The sequence below is a fragment of the Pseudomonas sp. BO3-4 genome (genome assembly GCF_034044115.1).
GTDB classification, from domain to species: Bacteria; Pseudomonadota; Gammaproteobacteria; order Pseudomonadales; family Pseudomonadaceae; genus Aquipseudomonas; species Aquipseudomonas alloputida.
Genome location: NZ_CP139018.1, coordinates 2,628,430 through 2,643,970 on the forward strand (window position 1 = coordinate 2,628,430; position 15,541 = coordinate 2,643,970).

At 60.6% G+C, this 15,541-nt stretch carries 13 protein-coding genes; 3 read left to right on the top strand and 10 right to left on the bottom strand.

From position 1 onward, the window contains the following. Positions 1–27 precede the first annotated feature (27 nt). The 10 genes from REH59_RS12195 to tssB all read right to left on the bottom strand — a co-directional run bounded on the left by REH59_RS12195 (position 28) and on the right by tssB (position 9,469). Positions 28–543 (bottom strand): Hcp family type VI secretion system effector, encoded by a 516-nt coding sequence (locus REH59_RS12195; RefSeq protein WP_003251355.1) that lies wholly within the window; start codon positions 541–543, stop codon positions 28–30. A 133-nt stretch (positions 544–676) separates the two neighbouring features. After that, positions 677–1,546 (bottom strand): type IVB secretion system protein IcmH/DotU, encoded by an 870-nt coding sequence (gene icmH, locus REH59_RS12200; RefSeq protein ID WP_121783308.1) that lies wholly within the window; start codon positions 1,544–1,546, stop codon positions 677–679. Position 1,547: 1 nt separating this feature from the next. Next, positions 1,548–2,885 carry a type VI secretion system baseplate subunit TssK gene (tssK, locus tag REH59_RS12205; RefSeq protein WP_320450575.1) on the bottom strand — a complete coding sequence of 446 codons (1,338 nt, stop codon included), beginning with the start codon at positions 2,883–2,885 and terminating at the stop codon, positions 1,548–1,550. 55 nt (positions 2,886–2,940) lie between these two features. After that, positions 2,941–3,738 carry a type VI secretion system lipoprotein TssJ gene (gene tssJ / locus REH59_RS12210; protein WP_014859256.1) on the bottom strand — a complete coding sequence of 266 codons (798 nt, stop codon included), beginning with the start codon at positions 3,736–3,738 and terminating at the stop codon, positions 2,941–2,943. After that, positions 3,735–4,304 (bottom strand): FHA domain-containing protein, encoded by a 570-nt coding sequence (locus tag REH59_RS12215; protein WP_003254171.1) that lies wholly within the window; start codon positions 4,302–4,304, stop codon positions 3,735–3,737. The genes tssJ and REH59_RS12215 overlap by 4 nt, the downstream gene beginning before the upstream one ends. Next, complete coding sequence (gene tssG / locus REH59_RS12220; protein WP_003254170.1) at positions 4,301–5,317, bottom strand: type VI secretion system baseplate subunit TssG; 1,017 nt, start codon at positions 5,315–5,317, stop codon at positions 4,301–4,303. The genes REH59_RS12215 and tssG overlap by 4 nt, the downstream gene beginning before the upstream one ends. Further along, a complete protein-coding gene (gene tssF / locus REH59_RS12225; RefSeq protein WP_014859254.1) occupies positions 5,281–7,047 on the bottom strand; it encodes a type VI secretion system baseplate subunit TssF in 1,767 nt (588 codons plus the stop codon). Before tssF ends, tssG begins: the two co-directional genes overlap by 37 nt. Positions 7,048–7,050: 3 nt before the next feature. Continuing rightward, positions 7,051–7,461, bottom strand: coding sequence for a type VI secretion system baseplate subunit TssE (tssE, locus tag REH59_RS12230; protein ID WP_014753480.1), 411 nt, complete (start codon positions 7,459–7,461; stop codon positions 7,051–7,053). After that, the gene (gene tssC, locus REH59_RS12235; RefSeq protein WP_003254167.1) at positions 7,458–8,948 is read right to left on the bottom strand and encodes a type VI secretion system contractile sheath large subunit; all 1,491 of its coding nucleotides are present in this window, start codon (positions 8,946–8,948) and stop codon (positions 7,458–7,460) included. Before tssC ends, tssE begins: the two co-directional genes overlap by 4 nt. A gap of 17 nt (positions 8,949–8,965) precedes the next feature. Then, on the bottom strand, positions 8,966–9,469 hold the full coding sequence (gene tssB, locus REH59_RS12240) for a type VI secretion system contractile sheath small subunit (protein WP_014753478.1): 504 nt from the start codon (positions 9,467–9,469) through the stop codon (positions 8,966–8,968). Positions 9,470–9,795: 326 nt separating this feature from the next. Here tssB and vasI point away from each other — a divergent pair, with 326 nt between their 5' ends. From vasI to tssM, 3 genes are read left to right on the top strand one after another with little or no spacing between them, the layout of a single operon-like run. Beyond that, positions 9,796–10,446 (top strand): type VI secretion system-associated protein VasI, encoded by a 651-nt coding sequence (gene vasI / locus REH59_RS12245; protein ID WP_175442706.1) that lies wholly within the window; start codon positions 9,796–9,798, stop codon positions 10,444–10,446. Then, positions 10,434–11,897, top strand: coding sequence for a type VI secretion system protein TssA (tssA, locus tag REH59_RS12250; protein WP_014859253.1), 1,464 nt, complete (start codon positions 10,434–10,436; stop codon positions 11,895–11,897). The genes vasI and tssA overlap by 13 nt, the downstream gene beginning before the upstream one ends. Next, positions 11,894–15,514, top strand: coding sequence for a type VI secretion system membrane subunit TssM (gene tssM, locus REH59_RS12255; RefSeq protein ID WP_014859252.1), 3,621 nt, complete (start codon positions 11,894–11,896; stop codon positions 15,512–15,514). The genes tssA and tssM overlap by 4 nt, the downstream gene beginning before the upstream one ends. Positions 15,515–15,541 lie beyond the last annotated feature (27 nt).

Below are 15,541 nucleotides of genomic sequence, written 5' to 3' on the forward strand. Positions count from 1 at the left end.
ATGGCCTGCCCGGGGCATTTGCACAGGTCAGGCGGCGGGTGCGCGCCAGTCGTCAGAGCCTTCGGTATTGGCTACATCGTGAGCCCACGTGATCTTTCGATACGCCAGCGATACTTCAACCAGCTGGGTGTAGTTTTCATTGTCTTTGTCGAGTGCGTGGGGAAGCACGGTATTGATGCTGACGATGGTGGCGTCTTCGAGCGTGGTGGTGAAAAAATGCTCTTGTTTGCCTTCCGACGAGGTGCGATACCAGCTGACCTCGACCGTTGGCAGCATTTCGCCGGTGGCAAGTGCCTGATACATCAGGGGGGTAGCTTTGTTCAGTGAACTGGTGAATATGAAAGGCTTATGCACGCGCTGGCCACTCGGTTGACCGCTCTGGGGGTCAGTGGGCGTAGTCACCTCATGCTTGATTTCCTGAACCAGAATCTGATCTTCATGGCCTTGTTGGAACACGTTGCCGACGGAGTCAGCGGTGAAGGCGCCCGCGGTGATGTTGCCTTGGGTCTGGCCTATGATCTTGATGTAAGCGGGTGTTGGCATGGCAGTTACTCCTGCGTCCATGTGGGTAAAGCACGCGCACCACGGGTGGCGTGGCCATCGGGAGCGATGGGCTTGTCAGCGAGGCAAAAACCTCGCGAATTCGTTGAATTCAGTGGTGCTGTGTCACGGTTGGCTATTGCTGCAAGATGCCGTTCAGCGACTCCAGCACCTCGGTTGTGATCAGGTGCAGGCGGTAGCTGTAGATCCCGTAGGCCACCGCCATGGCGATGGCGGAAATCACCAAGGGGCTCCACCAGGGCCATTGCCGGCTTATGCGGAAGTTGCGTGGGGCCACATTGGCGTAGGGGTCGCAGACTTCTTCGGGGGTAGGGCCGCGCAGTTCGCGGATGATCCCGTGCAGTTGGTGAATCAATGCGTTGAGTGTTTCTTCGCCTTTCGGCGCGAGCGCGTACTTGCCCTTCAGCCCAAGGCACAGGGCGTAGTACATGAACTCCAGTACGTCCTGGTAACGCTTGGGCTCCTGCATCAGGCGGGTAATCACCGTGAAGATTTTTTCTCCACCCCAGGTCTCGTCGTGGAAGATGCTGAGCAGCGGCTCCTGGCTCCAGCAGCTGCTCTTGCCCCAGGGGCGCTCCATAACGGCCTCGTCTATGAACAGGCACAGACCGTAGGAGTACGCCAGCAACTGAGCCGGCTCGTAACCGTGCTGGCGCATTTCTTCCTGGATGTTGTCGATCTGGCCGCGCACTTGCTGGTGCACGTCCTGGATGTTTGGCAGCTCGTCCAGCGTACGCAGGCGTATAACCAAGCCGAACAACGGCGATGCGGCATCCAGCATCAGGTTGGCGAAGCCGCCCCGCAGCTGAAATTCCGGGTCAGCGGGGTAGCCTTCGGAAACGGGCTCAGGCTCAGGTTTGTCCGTGGATACTTGCGCATTGGTTGCCGCAGCCCGGGGGGCGGGTACTGGCTGTTCAAGGGTTGAATCAAGCGCGTTGACTGCAGCGTTGTTTTCATCGGTGGGCGTATTGTTGTCTTTTCCCATGTCACTCACTCCTGATCGCCCAGAACTGCAGTTCAAGCCCTGGGAAGTCGCCCGCAATGTGGATGCCGAAGCCATTCGCCTTGCTCATGCACGCCCAGGCCGGGTCTCGTCGGTCCAGCTCGAAGTAGCTGAAGCCCGCATGGAAGGGCAGGTCGCGGGGCGCCACGGGTAATGGCAACAAAGGGATGCCCGGCAATTGCAGCGGCACCAGGTCATTCAGTGACTCAAGCGAGGTGATCTTGGCTTTCTGGATGAACATCTGGCGCAACGCCTGTGGTGGCATGCTGGCGCGCACGGCGAGGATGAAGTCGGCTTCGTCGATCAGCCGGCGGTCTTCCAGCGTGGTCGTCATCACGCCGAATTGTTCGCTCTCCAGCGGTAGTGAAACAGCGCGTGGCCGCAAGACGGTGCTCAGAGACCGACGCAAGGTGTCTTCCAGTGGTTTGAAAGAGGTGCGCAGCGCGGTGTGGTGATAGGCGGGGTACTCCTGCGGCAGCCTGTTCTGGTCGGTGAAGGTGACGAATTCGCCGCAGGCCTGGCTCATGCACAGGTACAGCTGCTCGGGGTGCGTTTGCGCTTGCCTGGCCAGATGCTGGAAGCATGGCCACCAACGGTTCATGGCCTGCAGCAGGTTGAAGTCGCGAATGTCGGCGATCCCGGACTGGCCCGAGGCACCAATCCGCGTGGCGAGGCCGCGCGCCCGCTCGCGCAAGGTATGGGTGATTTCTTCAAGAAACCGCTGCAGCGCTGGCACCGCCCGCACCGAAACGCTGGTGGGGTAGAACGCTTCGTCCAGTTGCAGGCTGCCGTCGGGGCGCCGTTCCAGAATACGTGCCAGGGCCAGGCGGGTGTAGGCGCTGCTGTCTTCGGTCTTGCGTTTGAGCTGCAGGTTGGGCACCGCAAGGTCTACCTGCACCAGGTCACCGTCAGCGGTGTGGGTATCCTTGATTTCCTGTGCCTGGGCGGTATAGCGGAAATTGGCTGCATTGTCGGGCCAGCTCACTTCGCGGCCGCCATCGGTACGCAGCGGCAGGCACAGATACACCTCACTGTCTTTGCACGCGTCGTCGCCGATTTCCAGCGGCGGCGGTGGCGGCAGGTCGGCGGGAATGTCGAACACCGTGCCGTCCGGCATCACACCGCGCGCCCGGGTGATGGCGACTTTGCCCAGGCTCAGGTATTCGTCGCTCAACTGAAGTTCGCTGAAGCCGCAGAAGGCTGCGTTGAGGCTGGCGAGGCGCTGGTGCAGGGCTGCTTCGCTGGCCCTGGTCGCCTGCTGGAAATGCTGTGGTTTGACGAACAGGCCTTCGGGCCAGAGAACGGGATTGCGTGAACTCATGGGCGCTCCGTGTCAGCGTGAGTAAGCAGGAAGGGCAAAGGGTGTTGAGGCGCCATCAGTCTTCTTCCTTGAGCACGATGTGCGTGTCGTTGACCAGCACCGACAGCATGATCTGGCGGCCACGCGGTGGAATGCGCAGAACTTGCCGCCAACTGGCGTTTTCATGCCCTCGGTAATCGGCAATCACCGCGACGAAGCGGGTTTCGGCGTGGATAGGCTCGAACGGGATGTACTTGAACTGGCCAGGGCGCAGCAGGTAATCGTCACTGCGGATGTAGGTACTGCGCAGCGCTTTGGCCGGGTCCTGCTCCAGTAGCTGGTACACGGTGTTGCGCAGCAGTGAGTCGTCGCGCAGTTGCAGGATCGTGATGGCAATGGGCGTAGCGACCAGCGCTGAGGCAACGCTTGTGGTGCGCGGCAAGGTCAACGCCACTTGAGGGGCGTCGTAGCTGCCGGGGCCGCTTTCTTCCAGGGGCGAGCGCGCCGGGTCGCTTTCGTCTCCTTCGTCCAGCTCGACGGGAGACATGGCCGGGAATTGCGCTTGCAGGTATTCGAACAGAACCCCGATTTTTTCGGTCAACGCATAGGGGTCGCCAGCACTCAGGGTTACAGCGTAGGGGCTGGGCTCCAGGGCGCTATCCTGTTCGGCTGCGACGTCAAGGCTGTTCGGATTGCCGTTGAGGGTAGGGCTGGCATTGATGCTGAATGCGACCTCGGTCGGGTGATCCTTGGGCGGCCCGATGGGCAACGAGTGGTCCATGGCCACCTGGCTCATTCTGCTCAAAGAGGTACAGCCGGTGGGCACGACCAGCGCAAGCAGCAGGCTGGCGAGCAGAAGTGGATGAGGCTTCATGGGTATGCTCCGGCAATCAGGCGCTGCAGCGGGCTTTCTCGGAGTGCCCCTTCACCGTCTGCTGCGTCCAGCGCTGCCAGAGGGTCATTCCCCATGGCTGCTTTGAAGACCGAGGAGATCTCGACGGCTGGTTGGGGGGCAGAAGGCTGTGCCGGCCAAGCGGGTGCAGGCGCTTCCGCTATCAGGCGGTCGAGCACCCTCGGGTCCGGGTTGAACAGGTCCTCCAGCGAGCGCGTGCAGGCCTGATCCTGGGTGTACTGAACCTGTAGCCGATAGGTACCAATGAGAAGCTGGTCACCCTCAACCAGGCGTCTGGGTGGAAGCGGCCCCAGGCTGTTGGCACTGCCATTGAGGTAGGTGCGGTGGCAGTGGTCGATCACGCAGAAGCTGCCTTCGATCCAGCGGATTTCGCAGTGGATGGGCGCAACGGTCTGATCGCGGTCATTGATCTGCCAGTTTGCTCGCCCGCTGCCGATGGTGCCGCCCTTGCAATCGAACAGGTGCCGAGCAGTAACGCCGTGCTGCAGTTGGTCGAGGTTGGTGATGCTCAAGGTGACTGTGTTCATGAGCGCCCCCGGATGCGTACAACCGGGCTGATCTGGCCATGCCGGTCGTCGACGAAGCTGGTCCAGCCCAGGTATGCGCCCTGGCTGCGGTGCAAGCAGAAGGGGGACAACGCGCTCTGCTTAAGGCGCAGTTCCAGGTCGTAGGCCAGCCCGTCACGCAGCAGAAAGTCGATCAGTGCACGCAAACGGCCGAAGTTGATGCCGCTGGGCAGCAAGTCCCGCAGCTGTGTCTGGTCGAGTTCGCTGATCACGATGGTGAACTTGCTGCTGCGAGTGCGCGTGCGGCTGCCGATCATGAACGTGCTGCCCAGCTGGCCGTTGGTCCGCCCCAGCCTTGCAAGCTGCCTGGACGGCGTGACGACTGATCGCGTCTCGAACTCGCGGATGTGCACCTGCTTGAGGTCGAAGCAGTGCGCAATGATGCCGGCCACAGTGCCCGGCGCACGGCTGCGGCTGGCGATCACGCCGGCAAAACTGAGCAGGCGGCTCCAGGGCAGCGCCGTGTCCCCTCGCAACTGCTTGTCGTTAAGCCCAAGCAGGGCAAACACGTACTGCGAGAACCCGTCACTGGCACCTGGCTGGAAGCGGATGTAATAGCGGTACTTGCGCCAGATACGGTGCAACAGGCTGAGCAGGTAATGGTTGAAAAAGTCGAAGAAGGCCGGCCGTACACCGATGCCATGCGCATGTTCATACGCCACCTGTTCCAGGTAATAGGTGGGCAATGGCGAATCGGTGCCGTGCAACCCCAGGAATGTGGCAATGATGCGGTAGCGCGCTTCCTCAGCGGGCATCCGCTGGGCTTTGTACACGTCCGAAACAGGGAAGGTCAGCCGTGGGTCGCAGGCCAGGCGCACGCGCCGCCGGGTGGCCTTGTCCGGCCAACGGGGTTCCAGGTCATCGCCATGCAGCCCGTGCAACCGCTCCAGCAACTGGAAGAAGTTGTACTGGTGCGCTTCGCAAAGCAGCTTGTCGGCTAGATCAGCGGTTGCTTGCCGGTCTGTATTGGCCATGTGTAGTGCTCGTTATTGGTGGTGTTGATCACTTCCAGCTGGTGGAAGGAATTGATGCTGGCGTACAGGGCGAAGAAATGAGCGAGCACACAGCTGAACAGGTACAAGTCGCCTTCGCAGAGGAAGGCGGTCTGGTCCAGTTTCAGCCGGGTGTGCAGGCCGCGAATGGGTTGCCCCTTGATCAGCCAATCCATGGGCTGCGTATGAATGTCGCGCATACCTTCCAGGCGTTTACGGGTGGTGCGGGCCTGCTGGATGTCGTGCAGTGCCATGAAGTCGTAGGCGCGGATCACCGCTTTCAGCGGCTCTACCGAGAGCAAGGACAGGTAGTTGAGCGACATGTTGGAGATCAATGCCCACTGCAACTGGCCGTCCAGCACCGGGCGACAGGGGCGGGTGGGTGTACAGAGATTGGTGTAGGTGGCCAGAGGCGGCGTAAGTTCGGTCAGAACGTTGATGTCATCGATGCCCAGCGCCAGCGGGAGGTCCCGATTAGTGCAAGTGAGGTCGATGGACGCGGTTTCCAGCTCGCCTATGTAGCTGTTGGCGTCGGCGCGGACGAAGGCGATTCGATGCATGACGCCATTGCCGTGCAGGCACTCTTCCAGCTGGCAGCGGTAATACAGCGCCGTGCGCCCCTGGACGTGCTCGATTTCATGGGCGAATGACTCGAAGGGACGGAAGGTCCGAAGGTGCTCACCGGTGTTCCCGTCAGTCGTCGTTCGGGTGCTGATCACCTGGTCGACACTGAAGATTTCGTAGCCGTACGGCGCTGTGCCCTTGGGCTTCAGTGGAACCATGGCGTCCTTGCCGGACAGGTCGATGGGCTCGGCGCTGTGCTGGAACAGGTTGACCGCAGGTGCGCAGAACAGGTTGAAATCTGCTTTGTCGACACGCAGCGAGTCGGGTAGCTGGCGCGTGAAGTGAAATTCGAGGTTTACCTGCTGGCTGTCATGAGCTGGCCAGATCTTTTCAAGCCCAGTAACGCTGAAAAAGTGGAAGCGTTGGGGGAATGCGAAGTATTCCTGCAGGATCCGGTAGCCATCAAAGACGTTCTGTGGGTAAGGCAGCAAGGCGTCGTTGGGGCTGAACCCTGGGAATGCGATGCTGTTTGCCGGCAGCCGACGAACCACGTCATTGATGGTCACGCTGACATGCTTGAGGTATTGGGAAACCCACAGGTAAAGCGTGCGGGCGGTACGAGTATCGCCGCTGAGGTAAAAGTCGAGGCTGGTACAGCCCAGGCTGTTCAACGGCCGCTCGGCCAGTGATTGAAGGCCGATGCAGATCACAGAACTGTCGGATGTCTGGGTGGCTGCCACCGTGTCGATCTCGAACGGATGAATGTTGACCGCTGTACAGGTGCGGAACTCGCAGGCCACGCCGTCTACCGGTTTCGAGAACAGCCGCGACCCCTTTGGGATGCGCTGTGACTGGCTGAGGGATTGCCTCACCGGGCTGAACTTGATGATCGTCGCGCTGGGCAGCGGCCGCAGGTAGTTCGGCCAGAGCAACTGCAGCATGGGATGGGTCAGCTCTGGCAAGTCGTCTTCCAGCTTCAGCCGTAGCTTGGCGGTCAGGAACGCAAAGGCTTCCATCAGGCGTTCGACATCGGGGTCGCTGGCACCTTTGCCAAGCAACCGCGCGAGTTGTGGGTTGTCCTTGGCAAAGTCGTTCCCCAGTTCGTGCAGGTAACGCAGTTCTTCGCTGAAACGGTCTCTCAGTGACATGGGTCACCTCACGCGCGTGTAGCGGTTGTGCCCATCGACCAGCAGCTCGAGTTGCAGCTGCTCTGCGTGGTTGTTGACCTGTACCAGGCAATCCAGCCTGAAATGCAGCTCCAGCGGGGCAAGGGTATCGGGCACTGCGTTGAGCGTGCGTACCTGTATGCGCGGCTCGAAGCGCTGGAGTGTGCGGCGGATATCCGCGCTCACCTGCACAAGCAAGTCGCCGTTGCTCACGTCATGCCCGTTGAAGTCGCGCAGGCCCAGCTCAGGGCTGCTCTGGGAGCACCCCTGGCGGGCATTCAGTAGCGTTTCGAGGTGGCGCTTGATGGCGGCGAACTTGTGGGAAGCGCTCTCGCGTCGGGAGGCCTCTCGGCAGATGCACTGGTCCACCATCAGGCGATCAAAAAGACCACTCATTGCGTATCGAGCCGCCCGACCAGGGAAATCTCGAAGTTCGCGCCCATGTACTTGAAGTGCGGACGTACGGCGAGCGAAACCTGGTACCAGCCCGGGTCACCCGCAACATCCGAGACCTCAATACGGGCGGCACGCAGCGGCCGGCGGCTGCGAACGTCGGCAGACGGGTTCTCCTGGTCGGCGACGTACTGCTTGATCCATTTGTTCAGCTCGGACTCAAGGTCACGGCGCTCTTTCCAACTGCCGATCTGCTCGCGCTGCAGCACCTTGATGTAGTGGGCGAGCCGGTTGACGATGAACAGGTAGGGCAACTGGGTACCCAGCTTGTAGTTGGTCTGTGCCTGAAGCCCCTCAGGGGTTTTTGGGAAGTGCTTGGGCTTTTGTACCGAGTTGGCGGAGAAGAACGCGGCGTTGTCGCTGTCTTTGCGCATGGTCAGGGCGATGAAGCCCTCTTCGGCCAGTTCGAATTCCTTGCGGTCGGATATCAGCACCTCGGTAGGAATCTTGGCCTGCAACTGGCCCAGGGATTCGTACAGGTGGACCGGCAAGTCTTCGACAGCACCGCCGGATTGGGGGCCGATGATATTCGGGCACCAGCGGTAGCGGGCGAAGCTGTCGTTGATGCAACTGGCTAACAGAAAAGCAGAATTGCCCCACAGGTAGTTGTCGTGCTGCCCGGCGATGCCTTCGTTGTAGTTGAAGCTCTCGATCGGTTGTTCCTGCGGGTGGTAAGCGGAGCGAAGCATGAAGCGCGGCCCGGTCAGGGCGACGTGGCGGGCGTCTTCGCTTTCACGAAAAGCGCGCCACTTGGCATGCCGAGGGCCGGCGAAGAGGTCTTTTATTTCCTTGAGGTTAGGCAGCTCCTCGAAGCTGTTCAAATTGAAAAATTCGGGGGCAGGTGCAGCAAGAAAAGGGGCATGGGACATGGCGCCAACGGAGGCCATGTAACTTAGCAACTTGATGTCAGGGGAAGAGGGGCCGAAGTTGTAGTTGCCTACCATGGCCGCAACCGGCTCTCCCCCGAATTGGCCATAACCCGCGGTGTAAACATGCTTGTAGATACCGCTGCAGGTAATGTCAGCAGCATTTTCGAAGTCGTCGAGCAGGTCCTCTTTCGTGACATGCAAGACTTCAAGCTTGATGTTCTCCCTGAAGTCCGTGCGGTCGACCAGAAGTTTAAGGCTGCGCCATGATGATTCAAGCTGCTGGAACTCAGGCTGATGCAGAATGGCATCCATCTGATTGCCGAGCATTCGGTCGATCTCGGCAATCATCTGGTCGGCTCGGTGCTTGTTGATCAGTTGATCTGGGTCATTGCTTTTGAGTATTTCGGTGATGAAGGCAGATACGCCCTGCCTGGCAATCTGGTAGCCCTCCTGGGCAGGTACCAGTTTGGTTTCTGCCATGATCTGGTCGAGCAGGGTGGCATTGCTCAATGTGTCGGCCGTTGCGTCTGTGGTGATGGCGGTGCTGCTTGGCTTGGGCATGTGGACGCTCCGTTGTCTCAATCTTGTTCTGGCGCCTCGAGCACCAGGTCCAGTTCTTGGGCGAGCTGCTTACGCGCCTGCTCGTTGTTAAGCAGGTGCTGCAATTGCTTGCGGAAGGCCGGGACGTTACCCAGCGGGCCTTTCAGGGCGACCAGTGCTTCGCGCAGCGCCAGCAGCTTGTTCAGCTCGGGCACCTGGCGCGCGATCCGGTCCGGCCCGAAATCGTTGATGGACCTGAACTGCAGGCGGACGGCCAGCTCGGTATCCGGGGCGGTGCCAAGCCTGGACGGTACCGTCACGTCCAGGCTTACGTTGGCGTCGTTCAACACGCTGTTGAATGTATGTTTATCGATGCGCATGACCTGACGGTCCTCAAGCGCACGGTTGTCATCCAGGCCGAAGTCGCCCAGCACCAGCATCTTGTGCGGCAGCTCCACCTCAGCCTGCTCATCGCTGGTAGCGGGGACATACTTGATATTGACGCGTTCTTTCGGCGCAACGGATCCCGTATTTTTAGACATCGGTACGCAACTCCCTGTTGGGCTGTAGGATGTTCAGGTGCTAGTTGTGTTTATTGTTGTCTCGGTCTTGTAGGAAGATTCCCACATATGATTAATGGGTTGGGTTGTTTGTCCGTTCCCTATGAAAACGATGCACGGAAGCGTGCTCTTTGGTCGAGCTTTAAGATGTAAAGAAATATTTGTTTGTGTGCATTCGGTACTGTGTAATAGGCTTCTGCTGGATTTGTTTTAATTGGTCGCGCGGGTGCATGGGCATTGCTATCTATTTGTAGGAAAGTTCTTTGCGTCATATAGGCCATTTGTACTATTCAGAGAGTAAATTCAGGATGATTAACCGCTGTGCATATGGCGCTGGTCTCTCGTTGCTGTTTTGTCTGCAGCCGGTGCTGGCAGGCTCCACGCGGGAATGTCCCCGGATCGTGTCCAACGTCGAGCGACTGGCCTGTTTCGATCAGGCTGCTGGCACCCCGGCGTACACGCCAAAACGGCAGTGGTCTGCACCGGAGCAGCAGGCCCCCACGGTGTTGCGTGTGATGGCAAATGAAGCTGAACGGGCACCGGATGACCTGACGTTTCGCATCGGGAGCCAGCCTCAGGACGGGGCAGGCGCACCAGCGCTTGTGATTTCGGCGCCCGCCATCGCATCGGGTGATGAACGTGCCTACATGGCAATCAGTTGCATACAGGCCATCTCCCGGCTGCAGCTGATTGCCAGGCGTCCGATCGAAGCAAGCTGGGTCAAGGTACGCCTGAGCGGGGAGGGCTGGTCTACCCGTGAGACGCCCTGGCAAGTGATGGAGAACGGCCAAGTGCTCGATGCCGGGCGGGGCCTGCCCGCCATCGAGCAGATCAGGAAGCTGATCGGTGCCCAGCGTATCGAGGTTGTGAGTGATCACGGCGAGGTCGACGGGCTGACCTTCGATGCGCAAGGCCTGGACCCCTTGATCAGCCGGGCGCGAAGCACATGTCGGTGGTAGCGCAGGTATCCAGGGAAGAGGTCACTCGGTTGCTCGCGCCGATTGATCCGGCAGTTCCGGCTGGCCTGTTCGATGTCGAGGACGAAACCTATCAGGCCATTGATCAGGAGATGGTCAAGCTGGGTGGGCTGCAGGAAGCCTCGATCGACTGGGTCTACATCGAAGACGCGTCCCGTCAGTACCTGAGCCAGCAATGCAAGCACTTGCGAATCGTTGCGCACCTGAGTGCCGCATGGTTGCGTAGCGGCTGCTGGGAGCAGTGGGGATGCACCTTGGCGTTGCTGGCCGGCATGCTCGAGTGCTATTGGGAAGCCGCTCATCCCAAGCCGGGACCGAAAGGCTTCCTGGGCAAACGCAAGCTGGTTGCCCTGGTGATCGATCGCTTGGCCGAGGCGCTACCGCGTCTTGATCGTTTTACCTACACCCCGACCCACGCAGCGGCAGCGCAGGCTGCCTTGAAACGCCTGCAACAACAGGAAACGGTGCAGCTGGACACGGCAGCACTGGGCGAACTTGAGCGCCTGCTAGGCAAGTACTCGGAACTTGCCAACGGTGTTGGCGAGGCTGCTGTGCCCAAAGCGCCGGCTGCAACCGAGAAGCCTGCGCCGTTGGCCGATGTCATCGCCACACCCGTGTCACGCATGTCGATGGGCAATGAGCGTGAGACACGGCGGGCCGTGCTGTCCATGGCCGAGCTCATCAACCAGCAGGACCCTTACGACGCTACCGGCTATCAGTTACGGCGTTTCGGTTTGTGGGCGCACATTCAGATTGCTCCCCAGGTCAGGCAGGGCAACCGTACGGAATTGATGGCGGTGCCGCTGGACATCACGCGGGTCTATGAAGAGGCCATTGCCAGTAAGGCGGTTGACCCCGCCTTGCTGCAGCGTATTGAAAAGAGCCTGACGGCTTGCCCCTTCTGGATTCGTGGCAGCTTTCTGGCTGCGACCGTCGCCACACAGCTGGCGATGTGCGAGGTGGCCGAAGCCATCCGTTGTGCCACCGCCCGGTTTGTACAGCGCATGCCGTCGCTGCAGCAGTTGTGCTTCAGCGACGGGCTGGTATTTGTCGACGACCAGTGCCTGGCCTGGCTCAAGGGCACGCAAGGGCCGTCTGGCCAAGGTGCAACCCCCCAGGAATTCAGCGGCCTGCGCGAGGAGTTGGTCAGCCAGCTGGAAACCGGTGGCGTAGAACCGCTGCTCCTTCGGCTGCAAGGGCTGCAAGCGGGCTTTCGTGCTCCCCGTGAGCGCTGCCACACCACCGTGATTGCAGCTGATCTGCTGGCCGCGCGGGGTGTGTCCTGGCTGGCCCAAGACCTGTGCGCCAACGTTGCCCGAACCATGCAGCAAACCACCGCCAGTGCGTGGGAGCCCGAGGTGTTTCAGCGGCTTCAGCAGTATGCGGCATCCCCAGTGCTGGCAGTTCAAGACAAGGATCAGGAGCCTCGATGAATCAAATATGGACGCAACTCAAACGTTGGGGCTGGCCGTGGGTAACGCGCATTGGCCTGGCGCTGCCGCTGCTGCTAGGGCTTGGCGCCTTGCTGATGCTGGTCGCTATCTGGTGGCTTGGCCCGCAATGGACGTGGCGGGAGCAGCAGCCGCTGGCAAGTGTGGCTCATCGCAGCGTGGCAAGCCTGGTGCTCGTGCTGGTGCCGCTTCTGTGCTGGCTTGGGGTGCTGCGCACGCGCTTTCGCCGCCTGCAAGCGGAGCGCCGGCAGGTACTGGCCGCCGAACAGGATGTCGCGCTACCGTTCGTGCAGGCGCAAGAGCGGGCCTTGAGCCAGGGGCTTGAGCGGTATCTCGACAATGCCGGTGGGCGACGCGCGTTGTACCGGCTGCCTTGGTACCTGGTGTTGGGCGACGAACAGTCCGGTAAAAGCAGCTTCATCGACCGCACCGATCAGCGCTTTACCCTGACGCGTATCGACCAGGCCCAGGCACGGGGCCGACAGGCTGAAGCACTGGCCTATCCGGTAGGCTGGTGGGTCAGCGACGATGCCGTGATCATCGACCCGCCCGGCGTTTTCATCAGTCAAAAACCACCGGTGGGCTCGGCGGCCAACGACCCCACCAATGCCTCCGCGCCGCCCGGCATCCAGGCCCGGTTATGGGAGCACCTGTTGGGCTGGCTGCAGCGTAAGCGAAGCCAGCGGGCGCTCAATGGTGTGTTGCTGGTGGTCGACCTGCCGGCGCTGCTGCATGGCAAGCCCGAGCAGCGCGTCGCGCTGGCCCATGGGTTGCGCACACGCCTGTACGAAGTGAGCAGTCAATTGGGCGCGCGCCTGCCGCTGTACGTGGTACTGACCAAATTCGATCTGCTGGACGGCTTCGACCAGTTCTACAGCCAGCTTCCGGCCGCCAAGCGTGAAAGCCTGTTGGGGTTCACCTTCAAGCTGGATGCGGTTGACGCGTTCGACGCCTGGCTGGATGAGTATGACGAGCACTACGGGCGGCTTCTCACCCAATTGCATGAGCAGGTCATCGATCGGCTGGATGTACTGGGCAAGACAGCACCGTGCGTGCGCCTGTTCTCACTGCATGCACAGCTGATCGGGTTGCGCCCCATACTGCAGGCATTCTTGCGCGAAACCCTGGCGAGTGACCGGTTCACCACGCCACCCTTGGTGCGTGGTGTGTACTGGTCGTCTGTGGTACAGCAAGGCGACATGCGCAATGCCTTTGTCCGTGAAGCGGCTCAGCCCTACACGACGAAGCTACCCCTGCGTGAAGGTAAAGCACAGGGGAAGGCGTTGGTCTATTTCATCCAGCAAGCATTCAGGCGGGTTATTTACCAGGAAGCCGGGCTGGCGGGCGACAATGTTCGGGTAGCGCGCAGCAAGCGCCACTTGTTGTGGGTGGGCTCTGGTGTAGGCATCCTGGCGTTCAGTATCGCCATTGCCAGCTGGCAGCGTTACGCCGAGATCAATGGCGCCAAGGCTGCCAGTGTGCTCGCCAAAAGCCAGGAGTACGGCGGTCACGAAGTCGATATGCGTCTTGATCCGACCGGGCGCAACCTGCTGGCGCCACTGGACCAGATTCGCGATGCGGTGGCGGTGTTTGGAGACTATCGTGCGGCCTGGCCGGTGGTTGCCGATTTTGGCTTGTATCAAGGGCGCAACATTGGTCCCTTGGTTGATGAGGCGTACCTCAGCTTGTTGTCGAAACGTTTCTTGCCGGCCTTGGCCAGTGGTGTGATCGATGCCATGAACGCTGCACCACCTGGCAGTGAGCAACAAATGGCCGCGCTCAGGGTTTACCGGATGATCGAGGACCGCAATAGCCGCCGGCCAGAATGGGTCGAGGACTGGATGGCCCGTCAGTGGCAACGGGCCTTTCCTGGCCAGGGTCAGTTGCAGCGTGACCTCATGCAGCACCTGAAGTACGCCTTGGCCTATGCCGATACCGATTTGCCGCAGTACCGCCAGCGGGTCAGCGAAGTGCAGCAGGCGTTGCGCAAATTGCCGTTGCCACAGCGGGTCTACGCTGGGCTGAAACAACAATCGTACGAGCAGGTGCACGCCGGGCTGGACCTGCGCCACCAGGTAGGGCCTGCGTTCGATGTGGTGTACCAGCCGTCTTCCGGGTCAAGGCAAGGGGGGGAGGATGTAAGGCTGGCCGGCATGCTCACCGCCAAGGGCTTCAGGGATTACTTCGAGCCGCACAGCCAACGCTTCGCTGAAATGGCGATGGTTGATCAATGGGCATTGGGGGAGCGCAGTCAACTCGACTATTCGGACGTCGACCGCGATGCGTTGACCGAGCGGCTGTATAACCTCTACAGCGCCGATTACATTGACAGCTGGCGGCGCGCCCTGAACGCGTTTACGGTGGCTGACTTCCGTGATCTGGACCATGGTGTCGCGATCCTGGAGCAGTTGACCGGCCCCGCAGCACCGTTGCAACGGCTGCTGGATACGGTCAGGGATAACACCTCGCTTGCGTCTCCAGCAGTTGTTGAATCACCGGGTGAGCTGAGTACGCTGCGGGTAGCAACCGGAAAACCCGAGCAACAGCAAGCGTTGGCTATCCAGCGGGCGTTTGCAGGCCTGGGCGCCATGCTGCAGGCGACAGGAGAAAAGCCGAGCTACTACGATGAAACCCTCGGCGCTGTTGCGGCCGTGCTGGACTACGCCAAGGCCGTACAGGACAGCCCGGACCGCGGCAAGGCCGCGTTGCAAGCCGTGCATCAGCGCTTTGCGATGACAGGGCAGGACCCGATCGGCACCCTGCAACGTGTTGCCACAGGTTTACCGGAGCCTATCAGCCACCAGGTCAGAAAGCTCGCCGACCAGACTGCCCAGGTGCTGAACGTCGAAGCACTGCGCGAACTGGAGCGACGTTGGGATGCTGACGTGTACAGTTTTTTCCAGCAACGCCTGGCAGGCCGCTACCCCTTTGTGGTGAAGGCACCCGATGCTTCTTTGGATGACTTCGAGGCGTTCTTCGGGCCGAAAGGGCGCCTGCAGCAGTTTAATGATCGGTATCTCAAGGTTTTCCTGAAGGACAACCTTGAGGCTTTGCAGTCCGCTCAGCACGGGCAATCCCTGATTCGTGCCGACGTGATCGAGCAGCTCGAGCTGGCGGAGCGCATCCGCGAAACCTTCTTCGATCAGCGTGGCCAGCTGAGTGTGCAGTTCAGCATCGAGCCCTTGGGGCTCAGTGCGAACCAGCGTACCAGCCTGCTGGACCTGGATGGCCAGTTGATTGCCTACACCCATGGCCCAAGCCATATCACGGGTATTGTCTGGCCCAATACCCTGGGGCAGCAGGTCCGTAGCAATCTCACCTTGCTAAGGCAAAATGGCAACAGCAGCAGCCTGGAGTACCGTGGCCCGTGGTCGATGTTCCGCTTGCTCAGCCGCGGCGCGCTCAATGGCCGGACGGCGACCAGCGTGGACCTGAGCTTCCGGACCGGAGATGGCGTGATGCGCTATCGGCTTAACGCTGAAAAAGCCTTCAATCCTATTACCCAGCAACCGTTCAAAGGCTTCCGCTTGCCCCGAGGCTTATTGCAACAGCCAGCCAATGGGGTGCAGGCGGCGCTATCGTATGAGCAGCGACTATGAACATCGTCAGGGGCGCAATGCATTGAC